This window comes from Stenotrophomonas sp. YJH_SMC_106-19 (assembly GCF_059368375.1).
Genome location: NZ_JCAFRQ010000002.1, coordinates 61,920 through 84,540, shown reverse-complemented (window position 1 = coordinate 84,540; position 22,621 = coordinate 61,920). Strand labels below are relative to the sequence as shown.

At 67.9% G+C, this 22,621-nt stretch carries 19 protein-coding genes; 8 read left to right on the top strand and 11 right to left on the bottom strand.

Translation table 11 applies throughout. The features are described 5' to 3' along the window. Window positions 1-101: 101 nt before the first annotated feature. The 5 genes from AC5P5M_RS07935 to AC5P5M_RS07915 form a co-directional block, all read right to left on the bottom strand. A complete protein-coding gene (locus tag AC5P5M_RS07935) occupies window positions 102-1,172 on the bottom strand; it encodes a sensor domain-containing diguanylate cyclase (RefSeq protein ID WP_495205739.1) in 1,071 nt (356 codons plus the stop codon). A 74-nt stretch (window positions 1,173-1,246) separates the two neighbouring features. Continuing rightward, complete coding sequence (locus AC5P5M_RS07930) at window positions 1,247-1,969, bottom strand: pseudouridine synthase (protein WP_053518769.1); 723 nt, start codon at window positions 1,967-1,969, stop codon at window positions 1,247-1,249. Between the two features lie 34 nt (window positions 1,970-2,003). Next, window positions 2,004-3,602, bottom strand: a complete 1,599-nt coding sequence (locus AC5P5M_RS07925) for a sensor domain-containing diguanylate cyclase (RefSeq protein WP_080375311.1) — start codon at window positions 3,600-3,602, stop codon at window positions 2,004-2,006. Between the two features lie 174 nt (window positions 3,603-3,776). Beyond that, the gene (locus tag AC5P5M_RS07920) at window positions 3,777-6,200 is read right to left on the bottom strand and encodes a putative bifunctional diguanylate cyclase/phosphodiesterase (protein WP_065174677.1); all 2,424 of its coding nucleotides are present in this window, start codon (window positions 6,198-6,200) and stop codon (window positions 3,777-3,779) included. Between the two features lie 149 nt (window positions 6,201-6,349). Further along, the gene (locus tag AC5P5M_RS07915) at window positions 6,350-8,284 is read right to left on the bottom strand and encodes a DEAD/DEAH box helicase (protein ID WP_495205738.1); all 1,935 of its coding nucleotides are present in this window, start codon (window positions 8,282-8,284) and stop codon (window positions 6,350-6,352) included. A gap of 267 nt (window positions 8,285-8,551) precedes the next feature. On the opposite strand from AC5P5M_RS07915, the gene AC5P5M_RS07910 reads away from it, so the two are divergent. Further along, a complete protein-coding gene (locus AC5P5M_RS07910; RefSeq protein WP_014036469.1) occupies window positions 8,552-8,773 on the top strand; it encodes an RNA-binding S4 domain-containing protein in 222 nt (73 codons plus the stop codon). Window positions 8,774-8,784: 11 nt separating this feature from the next. Here AC5P5M_RS07910 and ubiM read toward each other — a convergent pair whose 3' ends face one another. The 4 genes from ubiM to AC5P5M_RS07890 all read right to left on the bottom strand — a co-directional run bounded on the left by ubiM (window position 8,785) and on the right by AC5P5M_RS07890 (window position 12,221). After that, entirely contained in the window at window positions 8,785-9,963 is a 1,179-nt protein-coding gene (gene ubiM, locus AC5P5M_RS07905) for a 5-demethoxyubiquinol-8 5-hydroxylase UbiM (RefSeq protein ID WP_065181159.1), read from the bottom strand. An 80-nt stretch (window positions 9,964-10,043) separates the two neighbouring features. After that, window positions 10,044-10,433: an MAPEG family protein gene (locus AC5P5M_RS07900; protein WP_065181158.1), complete on the bottom strand. Its 390-nt coding sequence runs from the start codon at window positions 10,431-10,433 to the stop codon at window positions 10,044-10,046. A gap of 11 nt (window positions 10,434-10,444) precedes the next feature. Further along, window positions 10,445-10,999: a DUF4019 domain-containing protein gene (locus tag AC5P5M_RS07895; protein WP_065174673.1), complete on the bottom strand. Its 555-nt coding sequence runs from the start codon at window positions 10,997-10,999 to the stop codon at window positions 10,445-10,447. A gap of 58 nt (window positions 11,000-11,057) precedes the next feature. Further along, entirely contained in the window at window positions 11,058-12,221 is a 1,164-nt protein-coding gene (locus AC5P5M_RS07890; protein WP_495205737.1) for a COG3904 family protein, read from the bottom strand. A 160-nt stretch (window positions 12,222-12,381) separates the two neighbouring features. Between AC5P5M_RS07890 and AC5P5M_RS07885 the strand changes: the two genes are divergently transcribed. The 3 genes from AC5P5M_RS07885 (at window position 12,382) to AC5P5M_RS07875 (ending at window position 15,707) form a co-directional block, all read left to right on the top strand. Next, window positions 12,382-13,860 (top strand): DNA-3-methyladenine glycosylase 2 family protein, encoded by a 1,479-nt coding sequence (locus AC5P5M_RS07885; protein ID WP_180875686.1) that lies wholly within the window; start codon window positions 12,382-12,384, stop codon window positions 13,858-13,860. Continuing rightward, window positions 13,857-14,348 carry a methylated-DNA--[protein]-cysteine S-methyltransferase gene (locus AC5P5M_RS07880; protein ID WP_065181155.1) on the top strand — a complete coding sequence of 164 codons (492 nt, stop codon included), beginning with the start codon at window positions 13,857-13,859 and terminating at the stop codon, window positions 14,346-14,348. Before AC5P5M_RS07885 ends, AC5P5M_RS07880 begins: the two co-directional genes overlap by 4 nt. Window positions 14,349-14,456: 108 nt before the next feature. Beyond that, a complete protein-coding gene (locus AC5P5M_RS07875) occupies window positions 14,457-15,707 on the top strand; it encodes an alkaline phosphatase family protein (protein ID WP_495205736.1) in 1,251 nt (416 codons plus the stop codon). Window positions 15,708-15,816: 109 nt separating this feature from the next. Here the strand turns inward: AC5P5M_RS07875 and AC5P5M_RS07870 are convergent, their stop codons facing one another. Beyond that, complete coding sequence (locus AC5P5M_RS07870; protein WP_004150462.1) at window positions 15,817-15,996, bottom strand: 30S ribosomal protein THX; 180 nt, start codon at window positions 15,994-15,996, stop codon at window positions 15,817-15,819. Between the two features lie 110 nt (window positions 15,997-16,106). Then, on the bottom strand, window positions 16,107-16,520 hold the full coding sequence (locus AC5P5M_RS07865) for a MerC domain-containing protein (RefSeq protein WP_053518754.1): 414 nt from the start codon (window positions 16,518-16,520) through the stop codon (window positions 16,107-16,109). A 134-nt stretch (window positions 16,521-16,654) separates the two neighbouring features. Between AC5P5M_RS07865 and AC5P5M_RS07860 the strand changes: the two genes are divergently transcribed. The 4 genes from AC5P5M_RS07860 to AC5P5M_RS07845 all read left to right on the top strand — a co-directional run bounded on the left by AC5P5M_RS07860 (window position 16,655) and on the right by AC5P5M_RS07845 (window position 22,549). Beyond that, window positions 16,655-18,862 carry a TonB-dependent receptor gene (locus AC5P5M_RS07860; protein WP_065174668.1) on the top strand — a complete coding sequence of 736 codons (2,208 nt, stop codon included), beginning with the start codon at window positions 16,655-16,657 and terminating at the stop codon, window positions 18,860-18,862. A gap of 276 nt (window positions 18,863-19,138) precedes the next feature. Then, complete coding sequence (locus AC5P5M_RS07855) at window positions 19,139-19,705, top strand: TetR/AcrR family transcriptional regulator (protein ID WP_053518751.1); 567 nt, start codon at window positions 19,139-19,141, stop codon at window positions 19,703-19,705. After that, complete coding sequence (locus AC5P5M_RS07850; RefSeq protein ID WP_346475548.1) at window positions 19,705-21,378, top strand: MFS transporter; 1,674 nt, start codon at window positions 19,705-19,707, stop codon at window positions 21,376-21,378. Before AC5P5M_RS07855 ends, AC5P5M_RS07850 begins: the two co-directional genes overlap by 1 nt. 10 nt (window positions 21,379-21,388) lie before the next feature. After that, window positions 21,389-22,549: an HlyD family secretion protein gene (locus AC5P5M_RS07845; protein ID WP_074900901.1), complete on the top strand. Its 1,161-nt coding sequence runs from the start codon at window positions 21,389-21,391 to the stop codon at window positions 22,547-22,549. The last annotated feature ends 72 nt before the right edge of the window (window positions 22,550-22,621 follow it).

Genomic DNA, 22,621 nt, shown 5'->3' with positions numbered 1-22,621 from the left:
GTCATCCTTGGAAACAAGGCAACCATGGTGACCCGGAGCGTTCGCACCCGCTGCGACCCGGCGCCATGCAGCGATGGGGCCGCCGGTTGCGGACGGCCGGCTCAGTCCGCGAACTCCACGCGGTTGCGTCCGTTGCCCTTGGCCCGGTACAGCGCCGCGTCGGCACGGGCCAGGGTCTGGTCGACACTGTCGCCGGCGCGATGCATGGCCACGCCGATGCTGACCGTAACCGGAAAGCCGAGCGGCAGGGTGCCCACGGCCATACGCAGGAACTCGCACTGCACGCCTGCCGCGTGGAGATCCGTGTCCGGCATCACCGCCACGAATTCCTCGCCGCCATACCGCGCCGCCGTTCCGCCGCCGGCGAAATGCGCGCGCAGCAATGCCCCCAGTTCGGCCAGCACACGGTCACCGGTCGCATGCCCGTGGAAATCATTGATGCTCTTGAAGTGGTCGATGTCCAGCAATGCCACGCAAACCTGTCGTGGCTGGCCATCGGCATCGGCGAGGGACTCTTCCAGCGCGACCGCCATCGCCCGCCGGTTCGGAAGCCCGGTCAGTGCATCGGTACGGCTCTGTTCGGCCAGATCCGCGTTCTGTGCCAGCAGCACATCGTGATACTCGGACAACAGGCGTTCGTAGTCATCGCGTTCCAGCATGTGCTTCTGGATGTCCAGTGCAAAGCGGCGCAGCTCCATCACCAGCATTACCTGCCGTGACAGCGCACTGAGTGCCTCGGCCTTGGCCCGTTCCAGATGCTGCGGGCGCGCATCGAACACGCACAGCGTCCCGAGCGGCAGTCCGTCGGAACTGATCAGCGGTGCGCCGGCGTAGAAGCGGATGTGCGGATCGCCCACCACCACCGGATTGTCATGGAAGCGCACGTCCTGCAGTGCGTCCTCGACCACCATCACCTCCTGCGGCTGCAGGATCGCATGGCCGCACATCGATTCGCTGCGCAGGGTCTCGGTGGCATCGATGCCCTGGATCGACTTGAACCATTGCCGCTCAACGTCGATCAGCGTGACAGCCGCCATCGACGTGCCGCAGACCGCCTTGGCGATCACCACCAGATCGTCGAACGATCTCTCGCGTTCCGAATCAAGGATGCGGTAGCGGTACAGCGCTTCCAGGCGAAGCGCTTCATTGGCGGGCTTGTCGGGCTTGATCATGCAGCGTCATGTTCCGGCAGGTCTCGGCGGAGTCTATCCGATGCGCGGCCGGGCCGACGTCCGACCGCTGTCGTTCACCAGTCCTGCTGCTGCGGCAGCAGGCCGTGCAGTTCCTGCTCGGTCAGGTTGCGCCACTGGCCCGGCTTCAGCGCACCGATCTTGATGTTGTCGATGCGGACGCGGCGCAGCTGGGTGACGCGGTAACCGAACTCCGCCGCCATCAGGCGGATCTGCCGGTTCAGGCCCTGCTCCAGGGTGATGCGGAACCCGAATTTGGCGATGCGCGAGGTGCGGCAAGGCAGGGTCATCTGGTTGTGGATGCGCACACCACGGGCCATGCCGCGCAGGAACTCGTCGGTGACCGGCTTGTTCACCGCCACCAGATACTCCTTCTGGTGGCCATTCTCGGCACGCAGGATCTGGTTGACGATGTCGCCATTGCTGGTCATCAGGATCAGTCCTTCCGACTCCTTGTCCAGGCGGCCGATCGGGAAGATGCGCTGCTCGTGGCCGACGAAGTCGACGATGTTGCCCTTCACCGAGCTTTCGGTGGTGCAGGTGACGCCGACCGGCTTGTTCAGCGCGATGTAGACGTGGCGGCGCGCCCCCGGCTTGCGTGCGGTACGGGCACGCAGCGGCTGGCCGTCGACCAGCACCTGGTCGCCCTCGCCGACCACGGCACCGGTGCCGGCCGGATGGCCGTTGACGGTGACCCGGCGGGCGGCGATCAGGCGGTCGGCCTCGCGACGGGAGCAGAAGCCGGTATCGGCGATATGTTTGTTGAGTCGGGTGGTCATCGCCCTATTATCCGGCATCGCCGCCCTGTCAGGTTCATGCTGGTGCGGGTGGATCCAGTTCTTCGCCGTCGAACACCCGGTTACGGCCCGCGCGCTTGGCCACGTACATGGCATGGTCGGCCCGGCGCAGCAGCGCGGCCAGGTCGTCCTCGCCCGGCCGCCACTGGGCCAGGCCGATGCTGGCGGTCACCTCCAGCCCCGGCACCTGCAGGGCCTGGCAGGCCTCGGTGATGCGCTGGCGCAGGCGATCCAGCCGCGCCGCCGCCGCCTCGCGCGGCATCCCCGGCATCAGCAGCAGGAACTCCTCGCCGCCCATCCGCACCACCTGGTCCTGGCTGCGCACGGCGGCCCGCAGCGCACGGGCCACGGCGACCAGTACCTGGTCACCCACCTCATGCCCGTGGCGGTCGTTGATGTCCTTGAACAGATCAATGTCGAGGAAGCCGATCACCATCGGGCCACGCTCACGATCCACCCGTTCCAGATGATGGCCGAGCTCCCGCAGACCGGCGCGGCGGTTGGGCAGCCCGGTCAGGCCGTCGGTCTCGGCCAGCTGGCGCATCTCGTCACGCTGCTGGCGCAGGCGTCCCAGCCGCAGGTTCAGGGCGTAGGCCGCCATCATCAGCAGCCAGGTGATCGCCAGCTGCAGCGCCTCCACCCGGTACTCCAGCAGCCATTCCGCAGCGCAGGCGTCGGCTCCGATCAGCACCAGCATCGGCGCCAGCGCCGCCAATCCAGCCAGTGCCCAGCGGTCGCCACGCCACCGCGCCCCTATCCCCATCAGCAGGGAGACGCCGCAGCCGGCCAGGTAGGTCACCTGCAGCCCCTGCGCGACCCATCCGAGCTGATCCCAGCGCAGCCACGGCACCAGCGCGGCTACGCCCAGCAGGGCGCACAGGACCATCTGCTGGAGCAGGCGTGACTTCGGCCACAACCGGTCGCCACCGTTCAGCCACCACAGGGCAGGCAGCACCAGTGCCTGGCTCGCTGCCGTCAGCGCCAGCAGCCACCAGGCGCCACGCGTGCCGACCGGCAGCCACGGCTCCGGATAGCCGCTGAGGCCTCCGAGGATGGCCTGCCACAGCACCAGCACGCCGGTACCCGCGATGTACACCAGGAAGCTGCGATCACGGGTGGTCAGATAGGCCATCAGCGCCGACAGCGCCAAGGCCAGCGCCACCGCGATGCAGGCCGCGCGGACCAGCAGCCGCGCAGTGTCATTCTGCTGCACCGGGCTGGGTGCGCCGAGCCGTAGCGTCGGTACCCAACGATCCTTCAGCGGCGTCTGCCACGAGACCAGGAATGGCTCGTGACTGCCGGCCGGCGGCACCGCAACCAGGCCCACGCCGGCACGGAAACGCGAGTCGCGGGTACGCGCATCATGCATGTCGCCGCAGATCTCCCGGTCGCCGTGCCGTACCTGGACCTCGCCCGCGAACACATTGAACACATCCAGCGCCTGGGGTTCGCCCGACCAGCCCGCCGGCGGCGCCGGCACCCGCACCTGCTGGCGTGGCCCGGCCAGCATCTGCGCAGTACAGGCGCGATGGGGCGTAGGCTCGGCGGTGGCAACGCCCACCAGCAGGTAGTCGGGACCGTGCATCGCCGCACCGGCCTGCGCAGGCCACGGCATTGCCAACCACACCAGCAGCACGACCAGCACCACCCCAGTTCCGTACTGCCACTGCCTGACGACCACGCCACATCCTGTTCTGCTTACGCCCGCGCCCACTGCGCGTCGCCCCTGGCGTGCATTATCGCAGCCGTCCGTGGCATGCAGGTGTAGACAATCGTCGCGGACCAGCGTTCAGCCTGCGGCCGGCGGGCCTTTCACCGCCTTCAGCCTGACCGGCCGCAGGTCGGTCAGGGTCATCCGCTCCAGCGGCTGCGGCCGCTCGATCGCATAGCCCTGCAGCCCCTGCACGCCCAGCCGGGTCAGTGCCCCTGCCACTTCGCTGCTCTCCACCCACTCGGCCACGACCTCCATCTGCAGTTCGCGGCCCAGTTCCGTGATCGCGCGCACGGTCGCATGGCTGACCGGATCGACATCCATGTCGCGCACGAATGCGCCGTCGATCTTCAGCATGTCGGCCGGCAGCTGGCGCAGGTACCCGAACGAGGACAGACCCGAGCCGAAATCGTCCAGCGCCAGCCGGCAGCCACGCGCCTTCACCGCATCGATGAACGCCCGCGCCTGGCTCAGATTGCTGATCGCGGCCGTCTCGGTGATCTCGAAGCAGAGCTTGGACGCCAGTACGCGGTTGCGCTCCAGCAGGTCGCAGACGAAGGCCAGGAAGCTGGGTTCGGCGATCGACTGTGCGGACACGTTGACGTTGCACAGGCCGAGCTGGCGCACATGCGCCGGGCATACCTGCAGGTGCCGGAACAGCAGGCCGAGCACATGCCGGTCCAATGTCACCGCCATGCCGTAGCGCTCCACGGCCGGCATGAACTGGCCGGGCAGATGCAGCGTGCCGTCGCTGTCGCGCATGCGTACCAGCACCTCGTAGTGCAGATAGCCCGGGTCACCCACCCGGGCGATGCGCTGCGCGTACAGCAGCATGCGATTTTCGGCCATCGCCCGGCTCACGCCCTGCAGGCGCTCGGCCTCCAGCCGCCGTTCGTCCAGCGCCATGCGGTCCTCGTTGAAACAGTGCACGCGGTTGCGACCGGCCTGCTTGGCTGCGTAACAGGCACTGTCGGCTGCGCTCATCAGCCAGTTGACATCGGGTGCCTCCTGGCTGACCTCGACCACGCCGATGCTGCAACTCAGCTGCAGGCTGCCTTCGCTGATCGGGAACGTGGCCTGGCCAAGATTGCGGATCACCCGCTGCAGCACGCGCTTGGCCTCATCCTGGCCCGCATGGGCGAGGAACACCGCGAATTCGTCGGCGCCCAACCGGCCAACCCAGTCGCCCTCGCGCACGGCGGCGACCAGATAGTCGGCGAAACCGCGCAGCATCTGGTCGCCAGCGGCATGGCCGAAGCTGTCATTGACCAGCTTGAAATGGTCCAGGTTGATGTAGCACAACGCATGCGTGCCCCCCTCGCTGCGCACCTGCAGCAGTGCACGCTCGAGCAGGCGCTCGATCTCGCGCCGGTTGATAAGGCCCGTCAGCGGATCGTGGCTGGCGTGGTGTTCGATCTCGCGGGCCAGCGCATGGTTCTGGCTGACATCCTCGACAATCGCGAACACCGACAGCCCGCCACCGGTGTTGCGCACGCCGGTACCGCTCCAGCGCCCCCATACCAGGCTGCCGTCGCGACGGCGGAAGCGCAGCTCGCTCGGCCGCAGCTGCCGCTCCCAGTCGATCCGGCCAACACCGTCGATGACCAGCTCTCCTTCCATCAGCAGGTCACCCAGCGACATCTGCAACAGTGCGTCACGGCGATGGTCGAGGATGTCCGCCATCGCCTGGTTGGCTTCCAGCACCCGGCCGCCAGCATCAAGCTTCAGCATGCCGACATTGGCCTGGTAGAAGGCTGCGCGGAAGCGGCTTTCATGCTCCGTCAGATCCTTGCCGACCCGTCGCGCCAGGGCGACGGCCATCAGGCTGATCGCCAGCACCGACAGGCCGCCGACAACCAGGGTCGCCATCCTTACAGCGGCAGCCATCCGCAGCAGCGCCTGCGAAAACGCCTGCGCCTGCACCTGCAGCCGCCGGTCGAGATCACGGAGCTGCTGCAGGTACCGGTCGCGCGCGGCGACCGGCAGTGGACCGTCGGCATGACGATGCTGCAGTTCATCGACCAGCCGGTGCACGGCCATCAGGTCGCCGTCGGTCGCCCGCCAGAGGGCGGTCGCTTCACGGAAGGCGCCGAGGTCACGGGCGTGACGGAATGAAAAGATCAGCCGCGGCACATCGGCACGCGCGTTGCCGCCCTGCAGGAAGCCCTGTCGGGCACGCTCGATATCCGGTCTCGGCTGCTCCAGCGCCAGGCGTCCCTGCAGGTCCCCCATCGGCACGCGCAGGGCCTGGCGGGCGTCTTCCAGATCGCGGGCATCCCCCCGCGCCAGGTAGCGGCTGAGAGCGGCCGTGGCGTCCTGCTGGCCACGCGACCAGTAGCCCTGGCCGGCGATCCACGCCGTCGAAGCCGCCTGCAGTTCCTGGATCAGCGCCGACAATGCGACCAGCCCGATCGCCATGCCCGTCAACAGCGCAAACCTCAGCCCCAGCCCACGGGACATGGGTACCCGGCGGCTGTGAATGTCCGTGCCACTCCTACCCATCCCGGATCCCCCCGAATGTGCTGCGGTGACAACCTCCCTTCGAACCGGCCCAGCCTATGACCCTGAATGTGTGGGCGGTGCGAAACCGGGGTCCACAAACGAGCAACGCCAGCCCGAGGGCTGGCGTTGTCGATCACGGCAGGTCTGGCTCAGTAGCTGCGCGGGCCGCGCGGCTTGAAGCCATCACGACGCGGCGGACGGCCGTCACGGTCGCCGCCCGGACCACCCGGGCCACCTGGGCCGCCACGACGCGGGCCACCCGGGCCACCCGGACCCCGCTTGTCGAAGCGCGGCTTGAACGGACGCGGTGCCTGATTGATCTCTTCACCGGCAGCCAGTGGACGCATCTGCAGCTGCTGGCCGGACACCCACACCTTCTGCAGGTGGGTCAGCACGTCCTGCGGCATCTGCGCCGGCAGGTCCAGCAGCGAGAAGTCGTCGTGGATGTCGATGCGGCCGATGTAACGGCTTTCCAGGCCAGCTTCGTTGGCGATGGCGCCGACGATGTTCGCCGGCTTCACGCCATGCTGGTGACCGACCGAGATGCGGTAGGTCTCCATGCCCTGCTCCGGCGCACCGCGCGGCGGAACTTCACGGCGCGGACGCTGCTCGAAACCCCCTTCGGCGTCGTCACGGCGGGGACCACGCTCGAAGCGCGGGCCACGTTCGTTGCGGTCGAAGCGATCGCCACGCTCCGGACGGTCGCCCCGGTCGAAGCGCTCGCGCGGCGCACGCTCTTCCCGCGGGGCACGCACCGGCGGCTGCAGCAGGAACGGGGTGTCGCCCTGCAGCATCTTCGCCAGCGCGGCAGCAATTTCGATGGGCGGCACGTTCTGCTCGTTCTCGAAGCGCTCCAGCAGCTGGCGGTAGAAGTCCAGGCCGCCGGCGCCGAGCGTTTCGCTGATGCGCGAGGTGAACTTGTTGATGCGGGTATCGTTGACCGCTTCCACGCTCGGCAGCTGCATCTCTTCGATCGGCTGGCGGGTGGCGCGCTCGATCTGGCGCAGCATGCCCTTCTCGCGCGGGGTCGCGAACAGGATCGCCTCGCCGCTGCGGCCGGCACGACCGGTACGGCCGATGCGGTGCACGTAGCTTTCGGTGTCGTACGGAATGTCGTAGTTCAGCACGTGGCTGATGCGCTCGACGTCCAGGCCGCGGGCGGCAACGTCGGTGGCCACCAGGATGTCCAGCTTGCCTTCCTTCAGCATGGCGATGGTGCGCTCACGCTGGGCCTGCTGCATGTCGCCATTGATGGCGGCAGCGGCCAGGCCCCGGGCCTGCAGCTTGCTGGCCAGTTCTTCGGTACCGGCCTTGGTACGCGCGAAGATGATCATCGCGTCGAACGGCTCGACTTCCAGGATGCGGGTCAGCGCGTCCAGCTTGTGCATGCCGCTCACCCACCAGTAGCGCTGGCGGATGTTTGCCGAGGTGGTGGTCTTGGCCGCGATGGTGACCTCGACCGGGTCCTGCAGGTAGGTCTGCGCGATGCGGCGGATCTGCGGCGGCATGGTGGCCGAGAACAGGGCCACCTGGCGCTGCTCCGGCAGCTTCTTCAGCACGGCTTCGACGTCGTCGATGAAGCCCATGCGCAGCATTTCATCGGCTTCGTCCAGCACCAGGGTCTTCAGCTCGGACAGGTCCAGGGTGCTGCGGTCCAGATGGTCGATCACGCGGCCGGGGGTACCGACCACGATGTGCACGCCGCGGCGCAGGGCCGACAGCTGCTGGCCATACGGCTGGCCGCCGTACACCGGCAGCACGCGGAAGCCCGGGATCTTCGACGAATAGGACTGGAACGCTTCGGCGACCTGGATGGCCAGTTCGCGGGTCGGCGCAAGGACCAGCGCCTGGGGCTTGATCTGCTGCAGGTCGATGTTGGACAGTACGGGCAGTGCGAAAGCGGCGGTCTTGCCGGTACCGGTCTGCGCCTGGCCCAGCACGTCGCGGCCTTCCAGCATCGCCGGGATGGTGGCGGCCTGGATCGGCGACGGGGTTTCGTAGCCGATGGCGGTGACCGCCTGCATCACGGGCTCGGACAGGCCGAGCTGCGCGAACTGCAGCTGCGCTTGGGAATCTTGGGACATGGGGAACTCCGAAGACACTGCCGTCTTCCTGGCAGTGCGATAAAAAAGGTGATGGTCCGCGCTTTGGGCGCCCTTCTTATCGCGTGCCCTGGCGCTGCTCGGTCGGAGGAGATTTCACTCGCTCAGAGCGGAATGATACCGCATTGATCCTGAACGAGGCGTACAGCTTTCCCCTTCGCGTGCCGTCAGGCCCCGTGCTGGCGCACAATACGCGCCCTCTTCCCGGCCCGGCCGCTGGCCTGCGCCCCTTCCCAGGAACCCCGCTCCATGCAGATTCTCGAATTCGACCTCGACGGTGACTACGTCGAACTCAAGCAGTTGCTCAAGCTGGCCGACCTGGTCACCAGTGGCGGCGAGGCCAAGATGGTCATCAGCGAGGGCCAGGTGCGGGTCGACGGCGAAGTTGAACTGCGCAAGGCCTGCAAGATCCGCGCAGGCCAGGTGGTCGAATTCGCCGACAGCCAGATCCGGGTGCTGGCGGCCGGCTGATCTGACCCTGTTCAGGCCACGCGCTGGGTCAGGTGCGAGGCGATCAGCTGCCTGAACGGTGCCACGCCCTGGGCGACACGCAGGCCCGCTGCCCGCAGCAGCCGCGCCGGGCGCCGATCATCGGTGTACAGGCTGGCGATCGCATTGGTCGCCTCGTACAGCGGTCGCGCCGCCATCCGATGGCCACGCTGGTAGCCGGCCAGCATGCCGGCCGCGGCGATGTCCGCACCGCGGCGCTGCTGGCCGGCGATGCCCCGCGCCAGGCGCTGGGCACTGGCCAGGCCCAGGTTGAAGCCATGGGCGGTGACCGGGTGCATGCCCACCGCAGCGTCGCCGATCAGCGCCGAGCGCTCGCCTGCGAAATGGTGTGCATAGACACCCACCAACGGATAGGCCTGCGGCGTGGCGACCGGCTGCATGCCCCCCAGCCGATGCTCGAAGAAGCCGCTGACGGCCTCACCGAAGGCTACCTCATCCATCGCCAGCAGATCCTCGATCCGCCGCGGGGGCAGCGTGATCACCGCAGATGCCTGGCCTTCGTTGAGCGGCAGCAGCGCCATCGTACGACCGTAGCCGAACCACTCCCACGCGGTGTGGTGATGGTCGCGTTCGACGCGCATGCGGCACACCAGCATCGACTTGCCGAAGTCGCGCATCTGCGCACCGATGCCGAGCATGCGCCGGGTTGCGGAGAAACGGCTGTCCGCGGCCACCAGCAACCGCGCGTGCAGCCTGCTGCCATCATCCAGCGTGACCACATGGCCCTGCGCATCGGCCTGCACGCCCTGCACCTTGCGCCCGTCGAACAGTTCCAGGCCGTCCTGGCGCTGCACCGCGTCCCACGCCGCACGGCGGATCAGATGATTGGGCACCAGCCAACCCAGCGGCTGACCATCGACCTGGCTGCTGGCGAAGGTCAGTGCGAACGGCGAGCCGCCGTTCATCACCTTGGCATCGCGCAGTTCGGAAATCTCGGCCTCCGGCAGCCGTGCCCACAGCCCCAGCTGCTCCAGGCTCTGCCGCGACGCGTGGGTCAGCGCGATCTCGCGGCCGTCGAACGCCGCTTCGGCGAGCGCCTGGCGTGGCTGCGCTTCGATCAGCCCGATCTGCAGCCCGCTGCCGGCCAGCGCACGTGCGAAGCACAGTCCTGCCGGCCCCGCGCCAACCACCACCACGTCCATCCTGCGCATGCGCGCCTCCCACCATCGATCCAGTCGCAGCCAGCATAGCGCCGCGCAGCTGACCGGCCTTGATCTGGATCAGGCCCGGCTCACAGCAGTGCGAACACCAGCGCCAGGATCGACAGCAGCGACACCAGCCACACCAGGCTGCGCACGTAGGGCACACCCGCGGCGTACAGCGGCAGGTAGACCACCCGTGCCCAGAAGTACGCCTGCGCGGCCAGTACCGTGGTGTCGCTGCTGCGACCGGCCACCACCACCGCGATCGCGGCGGCGGCGAAGAACGGGAACGTCTCAAGGAAGTTGGACTGGGCCCGTTGCAGCCGCCCTGCCAGCGGGCTGAGTGGCCGGCCCTGTTCGTCGCGTGCCGACGCATTCCACTTCATGCCCCGCTCGCGGGTCACCACCGTGGAGGTGGCGAAGATGTAGACAAACCCCAGCAGCGTCGACCACGCCAGCAGTGTCAGTTCGGCCGCCATGCTGTTCTCCTTCAGGGCCCGGGTGCGCGCAGGCTGTAACCGGCCAGGCGCCAGACCTGGTCCTCATCGAAGCGGAACGAGACCAGTTCGCGCACGGGCTGCGCACTGTTGGCGAAGCGGGTCGGGAAGCTGACATTGATGTACAGGCCTTCGGGCACGACGGCGCCGGCCGCGTACTTCACCCGGGTAATGGACGGTTGGCCGCGACCACTCAAGGCACCCAGGCGGGTGCGGTCGGCGGTCAGCTGGCTGATGAAGGCCGGCTTGGTCACCGCGCGCCGCGCTACGGCTGATGCGCCATCCCACAACTCGCCCGCGCGGTTGGCGTCGACCATCTGCGCGGCCCTCAGTGCGGCCGCCCCCATCTCCGCGTCCTGCTTCTGCACCTGCGCCTGCTGTGCCGGGCTGAGGGCCGGTGCGGGCGGCCGTGCCGCTGTCGCCGGTGGCGCGGCGGCCGGCGCACTCGGCGCCGGGCGCGCCGGCGCCGGAGCCGGCGTGGCGGGCGCGGGCACCTGGGCGAATGCAGCAAGCGGCAACAGGGACAGCAGCAGGAGCGCGCGCTTCATGGACACCACCGGTTCATCGGAAGGAACCGCAGTCTACGCCAGCCGGGTGAGGCGTTTGTCAGCGCAGCGGCACGCTGCCCTGGGTTGCTTCGGCATCGGCCTGTGAGGCCTGGGTCTCCGTCTCCACTGCCGGCTGTTCCGCCACCGGAACCTGCGGCGGAGGAGACGGTGGCAGCGTGGCCACGTCGATCTCCGACAGCGGGCTCTCCTCGGGGCAGACCGGATCGGGGAAACCGAACCGCTGCTTGAGCGACTGGCCGCAGCTGTTGATCGATTCCATGTCTGCACAGTCGCGCTTGCACTGCTGGTCGAAGGCGATCAGGAACGCGTCCTTGCGCTGCACGAAATCGTCGCCACACGCGCGCATCTGCTTGATCCGTTCCAGGTCGTCCTGCACCGCATTGGTGCCATCCAGGCCGAACTGCCGCAGTTCCTCGGGGGTCAGCAGGCGCAGGCTGCGGTTGGGCACGGTCATCATCAGATCAGCAACGCCGACCGCCACACCGTTGCGCTGCAGATAATCCTTCACGTTGTCGTAGACCTCGTGCAGCTCGCGGTTGAGCTCGGCGCGCGAGGTCGCCTTGGAGCTGATGCGCATCATGCGGTGGATGCCGACCTTGCCGGTCAGCAGGCGATTGTCGCCGGCCGCGAGCACGAACACGCAGGCGCTGTGGCAGATCGATCCTTCGCGCACCCAGATGGTCCAACCCGATTCGCCGATGCTGTCGCCGGCAATGATCGCCGATTCGACCTGGCCACCACTGGAGTCGAGATCGAGGATGCGCTTGTGGATCTCCAGCGCGTCGGCCACCACGGCCAGGCGCCACATCATTTCGGCGAACCCGGGATTGATCTTGCCGTTGTAGCGCACCCGCAACAGGCCCCGTTCGGCACACGGCTGCAGCGCCTGGCTGATCTGCTCACGCTGCAGCCCTTCCAGCTCCACGCCGTCGCCGCCTTCGGCCGCGTAATCGGTGCTGCAGCTGACCCAGGCCCGGCCGTTCTCCAGCTGCGCCTGCGGCCACGGCCGATCAGCGCGGCTACGCGGCGGGGACGGCGGTGGTGGGGCGTCGGCGGCATTGATCGACACCATGTTGTCGCCATCACTGGCCGGTGCCCGTGCCGCCTTGTCAGCTGCGGTCACGTTGCCCGGATTCTCCAACTGGCTGCAGCCCGCAAAGGCCAGGCACAACAGGGGCAACCAGCGGATCAAGGCGGACATCGGGCAACCGGATTTCGCAGGAACAAGGATCACAGTCTACCTGCACGGCGCGCGCATTCAGCACGTGGCACTGAACCGGTTCTGACCCCGGATCGCGACCCGCTGCATCCATGTCCGAATCCGGCGAGTATCTGCCGCATGGGCAGCCTAGACTGGGCGCATGAACACCGCTCTCGTCCTCGACACCGCTGCCTGCGACCGTGCCCGCCTCGCCCGTGACGCGCGCTTCGATGGCGTGTTCTTCACCGCCGTGCGCAGCACCGGCATCTACTGCCGGCCGGTCTGCCCGGCGCCGCCGCCGAAGCCGCGCAACATCACCTATTTCCCGAGTGCGGCCGCAGCCTCTGCCGCCGGTTACCGGCCCTGCCTGCGCTGCCGTCCCGAACTGGCGCCGCAGGCACAGCAGGCGCTGGCCGGCCAAGCCGTACAGCGGTCGCTGGCGTTGATCCACGGCGGCTTCCTGCAGGAGCAGCCGGTTGCCGGACTGGCTGCGAAGATCGGCCTCAGCGCACGCCAGCTGCAGCGCCTGTTCGTGGAGCACCTGGGCGCCACGCCCGGCCAGATCCACGCCACCCACCGCCTGCTGCTGGCCAAGCAGCTGCTGACCGAAACCACCCTACCGGTCACCGACGTTGCGCTCGCGGCGGGCTACAACAGCCTGCGCCGCTTCAACACCGCCTTCCTGCAGGGCTGCGGGATGGCGCCGACCACGCTGCGCCGCCAACACGTCCCGCTGGCCGCCGATGACGGTGGCCTGGTGCTGCGCTTGGGCTACCGGCCTCCGCTGGATTTTCCGCGCATGCTGGCGTTCCTGCGCAAGCGCAGCCTGCCGGGCATCGAACTGATCGGCGACGACAGCTACCAGCGCGTGCTCGGCACGCCTGAACGACCCACCCTGCTGCGGGTGACGGCTGATCCGAAGCGGCCGGAACTGCGCCTGCAGTTGGGTGCGGTCGATCCGCGGCTGATACCGGACATCGTGCGACGCGTGCGGCGGGTATTCGATCTCGATGCCGACCTACAGCAGGTGCATGCCGCGCTCGGTGAAGAGCCGCTGCTGGCGCGCGGCATCGCCGAACGCCCTGGCCTGCGCGTGCCGGGCGGCTGGGATGGCTTCGAGGTGGCGGTGCGTGCCGTGCTCGGCCAGCAGGTCAGCGTTGCGGCGGCGACCACCTTCGCGCGCCGGCTGGTCGACGCGCATGGCGCCCACCTGCCGGGCATGCCGACGGAGTTCGACCGCCAGTTCCCCTCTCCCTCGGTATTGGCGGACGCCCCTCTGGAATCGATCGGTCTGCCACGCAGCCGCGCCGCCACCGTGCGCGCACTGGCCGCAGCCTGCGTCAGTGGCCAGCTCGACTTCGGGCCCGGCCAGGCACTGGAGGAATTCGTCGCCCGCTGCGTGGCACTGCCCGGCATTGGCCCGTGGACGGCGCAGTACATCGCCCTGCGCGGCCTGGGCCAGCCCGACGCGTTTCCTGCAGGTGACCTGGTGCTGCAGCAGGTGCTCGGCCATGCCCAGGGGCAGCGCCTGAGCGAACGCGCCACCGAAGCGCGATCCCAGCCCTGGCGCCCCTGGCGCTCGTATGCGGTGCTGCATCTGTGGCATCTGTCCGGCACGTTCGTTGGAGAACCGACATGACGTTGTTGTTCGACCGTTTTGACAGCCCGATCGGCGAGCTCACCATCGCCGGCGACGAACGTGGCCTGGCCCACGTGCTGTTTCCTGAAAACCGCCACCCCGCGCGCGGACGCAGCGACTGGCACAATGCGCCCGGCGCGTTGCCCGAGGCCCGCGAACAGCTGCTGCAGTACCTGCATGGCGAACGCAGCACATTCGATCTGCTGCTGGCACCGCGCGGCACCCCGTTCCAGCTGCGCGTGTGGCACGCCCTGGCGTTGATACCGTTCGGCCAGACCTGGAGCTACCTGCAGTTGGCGCAGCACCTGGGCCAGCCCAGCGCGACGCGCGCGGTCGGCGCCGCCAACGGCCGCAATCCCCTGCCGATCATCCTGCCCTGCCATCGCGTGATCGGCAGCAACGGAGCGCTGACCGGTTTCGGCGGCGGGCTGGAGACCAAGGCAGCACTGCTGCGGCTTGAGCAACGCCAGGTACCGCTGTTCGCCTGATGGGAGATCGGGGTCAGATCCCTTTTCCCGTAGGAAAGGGATCTGACCGCGGACGGTCCTGGCACGCCGTGTCTTGGGCGCGTCATTACCTCGCACTATGATGGGCGGATGACTCCCGTACGCCTGACCTGCGCGCTGGCGCTGCTGCTGCCGTTGGCCGCCTGCACCACCGCACCCGCCCCGACCGCCACCGTCTCCACGCCTGCGGCGACGGCCGCACCACCGAAGCTGCTGCTGATCTCCATCGATGGCCTGCGTGCCGACGCGCTGGACCGCGGGCTGACTCCGAACCTGCAGCGGATGATCGACAGCGGCGTGCGCGCACGCTGGATGACGCCCTCCTATCCCTCGCTGACCTTCCCCAACCACTACACCATCGTGACCGGTCTGCGCCCTGACCATCACGGCATCATCCACAATGCGATGGACGACGCATCGCTGGGCAGTTTCGCGCTGAGCAACCGCGAGGCGGTCACCCGCAGCGACTGGTGGGGCGGCGAGCCGATCTGGGTCAGCGCCGAGAAGGCCGGCGTGCGTTCCGCGACCTGGTCCTGGCCGGGCAGCGAAGCGGAGATCAAGGGCGTGCGCCCCAGCCAGTGGCTGGCGTATAACGACAAGGAACCGTTCGAGCAACGTGTGCAGACCGTACTGGGCTGGCTGGCACGCAGCGATGCCGAGGCGCCGCGCCTGGCCACGCTGTACATGGAACACGTCGACAAGGCCGGGCATCACCATGGGCCGCAGTCGCGGCAGTACACGGCAGCCATCGTGCGGGCCGACCAGGTTGTCGGCCAGGTGCTCGACGGACTGCAGCAGCGTGGCCTGACAGCCACCACCAATGTGATCGTGGTTTCCGATCACGGCATGGCCGCGGTGGGCGAAGGCCAGGTGATCGCCACCGAGTCGATGGTGGACCCGGCCATCGCACGCAACGTCAGCCAGGGCCAGTCGGTCGGCTTCGCGCCGGTCGCGGGGCGTGAAGCCGAGGCCGAACGTGCCCTGCTCGGCCGCCATGCCCACTACGAATGCTGGAAGAAGGAGAACCTGCCTGCGCGCTGGCATTACGGCACGCATCCACGCATACCCGCCATCGTCTGCCAGATGGATGAAGGCTGGGACGCGCTGACCCGGGACTGGATCGCCAGGCGCGATCGTCGCGACGGCGGCTCGCACGGCTACGATCCGGCGCTGCCGTCGATGCGTGCGGTGTTCGTGGCGAGCGGCCCGTCGTTCCGCCAGGGGCTGCTGATCGACGGCTTCGACAACGTCGATGTCTATCCGCTGCTGGCGCACCTGCTGCAGGTTCCAGCCGCGCCGAACGACGGCAATGCCGAGACACTGAAGCAGACGCTGCGTTGATCGGGCGTCTCCGCCGGGCATGGCCCGGCGAACGCGGCGGCCGCAACGACACGCATAAAAAAACGCGGCGCCAGGCGCCGCGTTCTTCGTTGACCCATCGGCCGGCCGCTCAGGCCTTGGCGACGGCCTTCTTCGCCACGGCCTTCTTCGCCGGAGCCTTGGCCACGGTCTTCTTGGCGACCGGGGCAGCGGCGCCTACGGCGACCTTGCTCGCGGTGTGCGAACGGGCGTTGCCGTAGCTGGCGTTGTAGCGCTTGCCCTTGGCGGTCTTGCGGTCACCCTTACCCATGTCTTCAACTCCTCAAATGTGAAATCTGGTTACCCCGTGCTGACACGGGTTCGGCGGGGCCGCCTTGCTGGACGCCCCCGCGCACGATCGGAAAGCCTATCACGGAGCGCCTAGTGCGCGCAGCTGGCGTCGTGTACGTGGCTGTGGTTGAGCCGCAGATTGACCAGATGGGCAACGCCGACCAGCAGACCGCCAATGGTCATCACCACCGCGTGCGGCACGGCATTGTGATGCAGCGGGTCGTACAGCACCCCAGCCCACAGCGCGACCAGCCCGGGAATCAGGAACGCCAGCGCGCGCAGGGCGCCATGCCGGCGGTAGCCCCAGACAAGGCTGAACAGACCCAGCAGGGTCACGAACACGACCAGCGCCTGTTCAACGCCATCGCTGAGCCAGAACGACAGGCCCAGCGAAGGCGCTGCGGCCAGCAGCACCGGAATCACCGCACAGTGCACTGCGCACAGCATCGATCCGGTGGCACCGAAACGGTCGAGCAGATGGCGCAGGTGGGAGGAGAGGGACATGACTTCCAGCAGGGTCGGCGAATCGTTATGGAATAATATAACATCCCTTCCTGGTCCGCACGATCTCCTCTCCCCCTGTCCCGCGACGGGATACGTGCGCTTCACAATTGATACACAGTAACAAGGACTTCTCGATGCCCGCCCCATCCCTGCGGTTCAAGCCGCACACCCTCGCCCTGGCGCTCGCCGCGCTGCTGCCGTCCGCCGCATTCGCCGCAGCCGACGACGATGCGCACCGTGACCGCCACCTGACCGAGCTGTCGTCGGTGCAGGTCACCGCCTCGCCGCTGCAGGGCGACGCCGAGTCGCTGGCGCGGCCGGTCGAAGTGCTCGCCGGCGAGCGCCTGGACGAACAGAAGGCAGGCACCCTCGGCGATACGGTGGCCAAGCTGCCGGGCGTGCAGAGCACCTTCTTCGGCCCCGGTGTCGGTCGTCCAATCATCCGCGGCCAGGAAGGCCCGCGGGTGGCCGTGCTGTCCAACGGCATGGGCAACATGGATGCCTCCACCGTCAGCGCCGACCATGCCACCAGCATCGAACCGTTCCTGGCTGATCAGATCGAAGTGCTGAAGGGCCCGGCGACACTGCTGTTCGGCAGCGGTGCGATCGGCGGCGCGGTCAACGTCGTCGATGGCCGCATCGCCCGCGAGCTGCCCGACCGTCCGCTCAGCGGCCGCGCTGAACTGCGCGGTAACTCCGTCAATGACGAACGCAGCGGCATGTTCCGCCTCGACGGCGTCAGCGGCAACGTCGTGCTGCATGTCGACGGCCTGGTGCGCAACGGCGACGACTACCGCATTCCCGGCTACGCGGTGATCGACAGCCTGGAAGACCACCACGAAGACCATGACCACGACCACGCGGGCGAGGAAGGCGACGAGCCGCGCCGTGGCCGCCTGGACAACAGCTCCATCCGCACCCGGGCCGGTGGCGTGGGTGCCACCTGGCTGGGCGAGGGCGGCTACTTCGGCGTGTCGGCCAGCACCTATCGCACCAACTATGGCATCCCCAATGGCGCCCACGTCCACGCGGACGGCGACGATCATGACCACGATCATGATCATGATCACGGCGAGGAGGAGGAAGGCGGCGACGAGCATGACGTACGCATCGACATGGTGCAGAACCGCTTCGAGACCAAGGCCGGCATCTACAACCCGGTCTCGTTCCTGAAGAACATCAATGCCCGCGTGGCCTACACCGACTACGAGCATGTCGAGCTGGAGGCCGGCACGCCCTCCACACGCTTCACCAACCGCGGCATCGAAACCCGCCTGGAAGCCGTACAGCAGCAGGTCGGTGGCTGGGACGGCGCCTTCGGCGTGCAGTTCGGCAACAGCGATTTCGGCGCCAAGGGCGAAGAAGCATTCGTGCCGGACACCGGAACGAAAAACATCGGCCTGTTCGTGCTGCAGGAGAAGCAGTTCGGCCCGTTCAAGCTCGAACTCGGCGGGCGCCACGACCAGGTCAAGCTGGACCCGACCGGCGATTACCGCCGCCGGCAGTTCGATGCCACCAATCTGTCCGCGGCCGGCATCTGGAAGCTCAACGACGCGGTCGACCTGCGCATCGGCGTGGACAGCTCCGAACGTGCCCCCACCAATGAAGAGCTGTATGCCGCTGGCGCGCACATTGCCACCCGCTCGCTGGAAATCGGCGACGCCAACCTGAAGACCGAGCGCGGCCAGCGTGTCGAGCTGGGCATCCACACCCACAGCGATCGCCTGGACTTCTCCGCCTCGATCTACCAGACGAAGTTCAAGGACTTCATCTACCTGGCCGACACCGGCGTCACCGAAGGCCTGCCGGTGCGTGCATGGACGCAGCAGGATGCGGTGTTCAAGGGTGCCGAGGCGGAAGCCCTGGTGCATCTGTTCGAAGGCGTCGCAGGCGACTGGGATCTGCGCCTGTTCGGCGATTACGTGCAGGCCAAGCTGGACGGCAACGGCAGCCGCAACCTCGACATCGCGGTGCCGCACGGTGACCACAACCACAACTACACCGTGGAGCTGGCCAACACCGGCTACCTGCCGCGCATCGCGCCGGCCCGCGTTGGTGCCGACCTGCGCTGGGCGAAGGACGGCTGGCGCGCGTCGGTGGGCGCCGTGCGTTACAGCCGGCAGAAGGACGTGGCGCAGAACGAAGAGCCGAGCGACGGCTACACCCTGGTCGATGCGCACCTGGCCTACCGCTGGGATCGTAACGACAGCAACAGCTATGAGGTGTTCCTGGATGGCAGCAACCTGACCAACCGTGAAGTGCGCCCGCACACCTCGCTGCTGCGCGACTACTCGCCGCTGCCGGGCCGCGGTGTCGCATTCGGCATCCGTGCGTACTTCTGACCCCTCCAGCAGCAGGACGCCGTTCCACTGATCCCTGACGACGCTCGTTGTCGTTCTCTCCCGGGGGGCCTGCTGGCCCCCCGTTTTTTTTTTGGACCCGGTACGGCTTCGGACATGAGCCGCGCCGTGACGCTATCGATATGGCCTGGTGGCACCTCCCACTTGCCATGGATACGAATTCACACACCGATCACAAAGATGTGCGTAGGACAACAACCGGACAATCCCGTCACTCAATGTCTCGCACATCGGACACTTCTGTCCGAAAATGAACCCATGACCGCTCAACGCGCTGATGCCGCTGCCCGCCGTGCCCTCATTCTCGACGCCGCCGACCATGTGTTCGGACAACACGGCGTCACCGCTCCGCTGGATCTGGTGGTCGAACGCGCCCAGGTGGGCCGGGCCACGCTGTACCGCAATTTTCCCGACCGCACCGCGCTGATCCAGGCCCTGCTGCAGCGTGCGGTCGACCGCATCCGCCGCCAGGTGGAGCAGCTGGGCGACCGTGACGACGCCCTGTTCGAGGTGTTCGAGGGGATGGCCCAGCGCATCATCGATTCACCTGCGCTGGCCGATTACTGGCGCGCCGTTGATTCGGACGTGCCCTCCATGCGCGCCGCGCGCGAGACCGTACGCGACCTGCTGGAAGCACCGATCCAGCGGGCCATCGCCGCAGGCCTGTGCCGTCCCGATCTGGAAAAAACGGATATTTCACTGATCTCCGGCATGCTGGGAGCGGCCCTTCGCGGCAAGACCCGTGACGAGCGCGCCCGTCTGGCCGGGCGTGCCCTGCAACTGCTGCGCGGAGGACTCCAGGGAGCAGCCAGCGGAGCACGCTGATGGTGCAGCCGTATCTGAAGCCGGTGCCGGACTGGGAGGAGCATGAGAAGCCGACCATGCCCGGATCGGCTTCGATGCCGTGGCACCCACCCTACCGGCGTGCAGCCTATGCCCTGGTGTCCCTGCTGGTGGCCATCACCGGCGGCCTCGGCAATGCGCTGGTCACCGCCAACCTGCCCTTCCTGCAGGGGCAACTGCAGCTCACCCCGACCCAGGGCAGCTGGCTGGTGGCCGCTTACGCGATGGTCAACGTCACCGCCAACCTGCTGGCCTTCAAGTTCCGCCAGCAGTACGGCATCCGCCTGTTCGCCGAGATCGGCCTGGGGCTGTATGCCGCGCTGGCCGTGCTGCACCTGTTCGTGGGCAGCTTCGAAACCACGATGCTGACGCGCGCGGCCAGCGGTTTCGCCGGTGCGGCGTGTTCGACGCTGGGTACGCTGTACATGCTGCAGGCGTTGCCGCGGCGCTTCACCGGCAACCTGCTGGTGATCGGCGTCGGTCTGTCGCAGCTGGCAGTTCCGCTGGCCTGGATCGTGTCGCCCGGCCTGGTCGATACCGGGCAATGGCACCAGCTGTATTCCTTCGAAGCAGGGCTGGCGCTGTGTGCGTTCGCGGCGGTGGTGGTGCTGAAGCTGCCGCCAGGCGTGCAGATCAAGGCCTTCGAGCCCATGGATTTCCTCACCTTCAGCCTGCTTGCCCCGGCGGTTGCGCTGCTGGTGGTGGTGCTGGCCCAGGGCTACACGCGCTGGTGGCTGGACACACCGTGGCTGGGCTGGGCGCTGGTCGCCTCGATCGCATTGTCGACCACCGCCTTCATCATCGAGCACTACCGGCGCAATCCACTGCTGCAGACGCGCTGGCTGGCCAGCCTGCCGGTACTGCACTTCATCGTGGGTGCGTTCCTCATCCGCTTCCTGACCACCGAGCAGTCCTACGGCGTGGTCAGCCTGATGCGCACGCTGGGCATGGGCCCGGACCAGCTGCGCCCCTTGTTCGTGGTGATTCTGGCAGGGGTTGTCACCGGCATCATCGGTACCGCCGTGACCTTCGGCCCGAAGCGGCTGATCCCGCAGCTGCTGATGGCGATCCTGCTGCTGGGTTCGGCGGCGTTCTTCGACCAGAACCGCACCAGCATGGACCGTCCCCACGATTTCTACCTCAGCCAGTTCCTGGCCTCGGTCGGTGCCGGGATGTTCATGGGCCCGCTGATCATGCTGGGCATCTCCGCCGCCCTGAAACAGGGTGTGGACCACATGATCACCTTCCTGGTAACGCTGTCGATCACCCAGACGCTGGGCGGGCTGGCCGGCTCGGCGCTGCTGGGAACCTTCCAGCTGCATCGCGAACAGCTGTATTCCAGCGCGCTGACCAGCCAGCTTGATCCCGCCGACCCGGTGGTGGCGCAGCGCCTGCGCATCCAGCAGCAGCTGTACGCCGCGCAGATCACCGATCCGGTGCTGCGCAGCGCACAGGGCACCGCGCAGCTGGCACAGACGACGCGCCGCGAGGCCAATGTCCGTGGGTTCAATGATGTGTTCACCCTGAGCGGCTGGCTGGCGATCGGCTTCCTGTGCTGGTTGCTGCTGCTGTCGCTGCGTACCGCCGTGCTCAAGCAGTGGCGCAAGCGCCATCCGCCCTCCTCCGCTGCGGCCTCCCCCGCAGCGCTCCGCTGAGTCCTTCGCCATGCCTCCCGTCCCGCCCCGTCCCGACGATGCCGACAACGTGACCCCACCGCCGCCGACCGACGCGGCACCTGCGCCCACGCCGGCTGAGCCGGCGGTCGCGCCGAAGTACCTCAAACCCAGCGCGCGCAGCGTGGCAGTGATGGTCGTGGTGGCCCTGCTGGGCATCGCACTGATCCTGCGCGCGTGGCACCTGTGGCCGTTTGCCAGCAGCGTGATGGTCACCGACAACGCCTACGTGCGCGGGCAGATCACGGTGATGGCACCCCAGGTGAATGGCTATGTGACCGAGGTGCTGGTGAAGGACTTCCAGCACGTGAAGAAGGGCGAACCCCTGCTGCGCATCGATGACCGCATCTATGCGCAGCGCGTGGCGCAGGCACAGGCCACGCTGGACAGCGCGCGCGCGGCGTTGGCCAACTCCGATCAGTCGCAGGCGCAGAACCGCGCGCAGATCGCTGCAGCCCAGGCCACCCTGTCCGCCGGCAAGGCCGAGCTTGAGCGCTCCCGCAACGAGCTGAAGCGGTACGAGCAGCTCGCCGCACAACGCCTGGTATCGATCAATGACCGCGACCGCTTCCGCACGACCCAGGCGTCGGCGCAGGCCAGCGTGCAGCAGTCGCAGGCGCAGATCCGCATCGCCGAGGAAACGCTGGTCTCCACCCAGGTGGCACGCAAGAGCCTGGAGGCACAGGTGGAAAGCGCACAGGCGCAACTGGAACTGGCACGCATCGACCTGGCCAATACCGTGATCCATGCGCCGCGCGACGGGCAGATCAGCGAGGCCAGCGTGCGGACCGGCCAGTACGTGGCCGCCGGCTCGCAGCTGCTGTTCCTGGTGCCCGACGCGCTGTGGGTGGTCGCCAACTACAAGGAGGGCCAGACCTGGCAGATGCGCATCGGCCAACCTGCGACGTTCGCCGTGGACGCGTTCCAGGGCCAGGTGCTGCGCGGCCATGTGGAGCAGATCGCCCCCGCCACCGGCTCGGAATTCAGCGTCCTGCGCCCGGACAATGCCAGCGGCAACTTCACCAAGGTGGTGCAGCGGCTGCCGATCCGGATCTCGATCGATCCGGGGCAGGAGCTGGCCGCGCGACTGCGTCCCGGCATGTCGGTGATCGCACGGGTGGATACGGCGGCCGAGCCTGCGCCGGCCCGGTAGGGTCGAGCTCGTGAAACGGGGTCAGATTCCTTTTGCCAAGGCAAAAGGGATCTGACCCCAATCCCACCGGCC

What these genes read in the sequence shown, in the direction of transcription:
- AC5P5M_RS07870 (WP_004150462.1), bottom strand. Translation starts at nt 15,996, where the DNA reads ATGGGTAAGGGTGACCGCAAGACCGCCAAGGGCAAGCGCTACAACGCC.
- AC5P5M_RS07895 (WP_065174673.1), bottom strand. Translation starts at nt 10,999, where the DNA reads ATGAAGCGCGCGCTCCTGCTGCTGTCCCTGTTGCCGCTTGCTGCATTC.
- AC5P5M_RS07930 (WP_053518769.1), bottom strand. Translation starts at nt 1,969, where the DNA reads ATGACCACCCGACTCAACAAACATATCGCCGATACCGGCTTCTGCTCC.
- AC5P5M_RS07850 (WP_346475548.1), top strand. Translation starts at nt 19,705, where the DNA reads ATGGTGCAGCCGTATCTGAAGCCGGTGCCGGACTGGGAGGAGCATGAG.
- AC5P5M_RS07900 (WP_065181158.1), bottom strand. Translation starts at nt 10,433, where the DNA reads ATGGCGGCCGAACTGACACTGCTGGCGTGGTCGACGCTGCTGGGGTTT.
- AC5P5M_RS07935 (WP_495205739.1), bottom strand. Translation starts at nt 1,172, where the DNA reads ATGATCAAGCCCGACAAGCCCGCCAATGAAGCGCTTCGCCTGGAAGCG.
- AC5P5M_RS07875 (WP_495205736.1), top strand. Translation starts at nt 14,457, where the DNA reads ATGACTCCCGTACGCCTGACCTGCGCGCTGGCGCTGCTGCTGCCGTTG.
- AC5P5M_RS07860 (WP_065174668.1), top strand. Translation starts at nt 16,655, where the DNA reads ATGCCCGCCCCATCCCTGCGGTTCAAGCCGCACACCCTCGCCCTGGCG.
- AC5P5M_RS07865 (WP_053518754.1), bottom strand. Translation starts at nt 16,520, where the DNA reads ATGTCCCTCTCCTCCCACCTGCGCCATCTGCTCGACCGTTTCGGTGCC.
- AC5P5M_RS07855 (WP_053518751.1), top strand. Translation starts at nt 19,139, where the DNA reads ATGACCGCTCAACGCGCTGATGCCGCTGCCCGCCGTGCCCTCATTCTC.
- AC5P5M_RS07910 (WP_014036469.1), top strand. Translation starts at nt 8,552, where the DNA reads ATGCAGATTCTCGAATTCGACCTCGACGGTGACTACGTCGAACTCAAG.
- ubiM (WP_065181159.1), bottom strand. Translation starts at nt 9,963, where the DNA reads ATGCGCAGGATGGACGTGGTGGTGGTTGGCGCGGGGCCGGCAGGACTG.
- AC5P5M_RS07915 (WP_495205738.1), bottom strand. Translation starts at nt 8,284, where the DNA reads ATGTCCCAAGATTCCCAAGCGCAGCTGCAGTTCGCGCAGCTCGGCCTG.
- AC5P5M_RS07885 (WP_180875686.1), top strand. Translation starts at nt 12,382, where the DNA reads ATGAACACCGCTCTCGTCCTCGACACCGCTGCCTGCGACCGTGCCCGC.
- AC5P5M_RS07920 (WP_065174677.1), bottom strand. Translation starts at nt 6,200, where the DNA reads ATGGGTAGGAGTGGCACGGACATTCACAGCCGCCGGGTACCCATGTCC.
- AC5P5M_RS07880 (WP_065181155.1), top strand. Translation starts at nt 13,857, where the DNA reads ATGACGTTGTTGTTCGACCGTTTTGACAGCCCGATCGGCGAGCTCACC.
- AC5P5M_RS07890 (WP_495205737.1), bottom strand. Translation starts at nt 12,221, where the DNA reads ATGTCCGCCTTGATCCGCTGGTTGCCCCTGTTGTGCCTGGCCTTTGCG.
- AC5P5M_RS07845 (WP_074900901.1), top strand. Translation starts at nt 21,389, where the DNA reads ATGCCTCCCGTCCCGCCCCGTCCCGACGATGCCGACAACGTGACCCCA.
- AC5P5M_RS07925 (WP_080375311.1), bottom strand. Translation starts at nt 3,602, where the DNA reads ATGCCGTGGCCTGCGCAGGCCGGTGCGGCGATGCACGGTCCCGACTAC.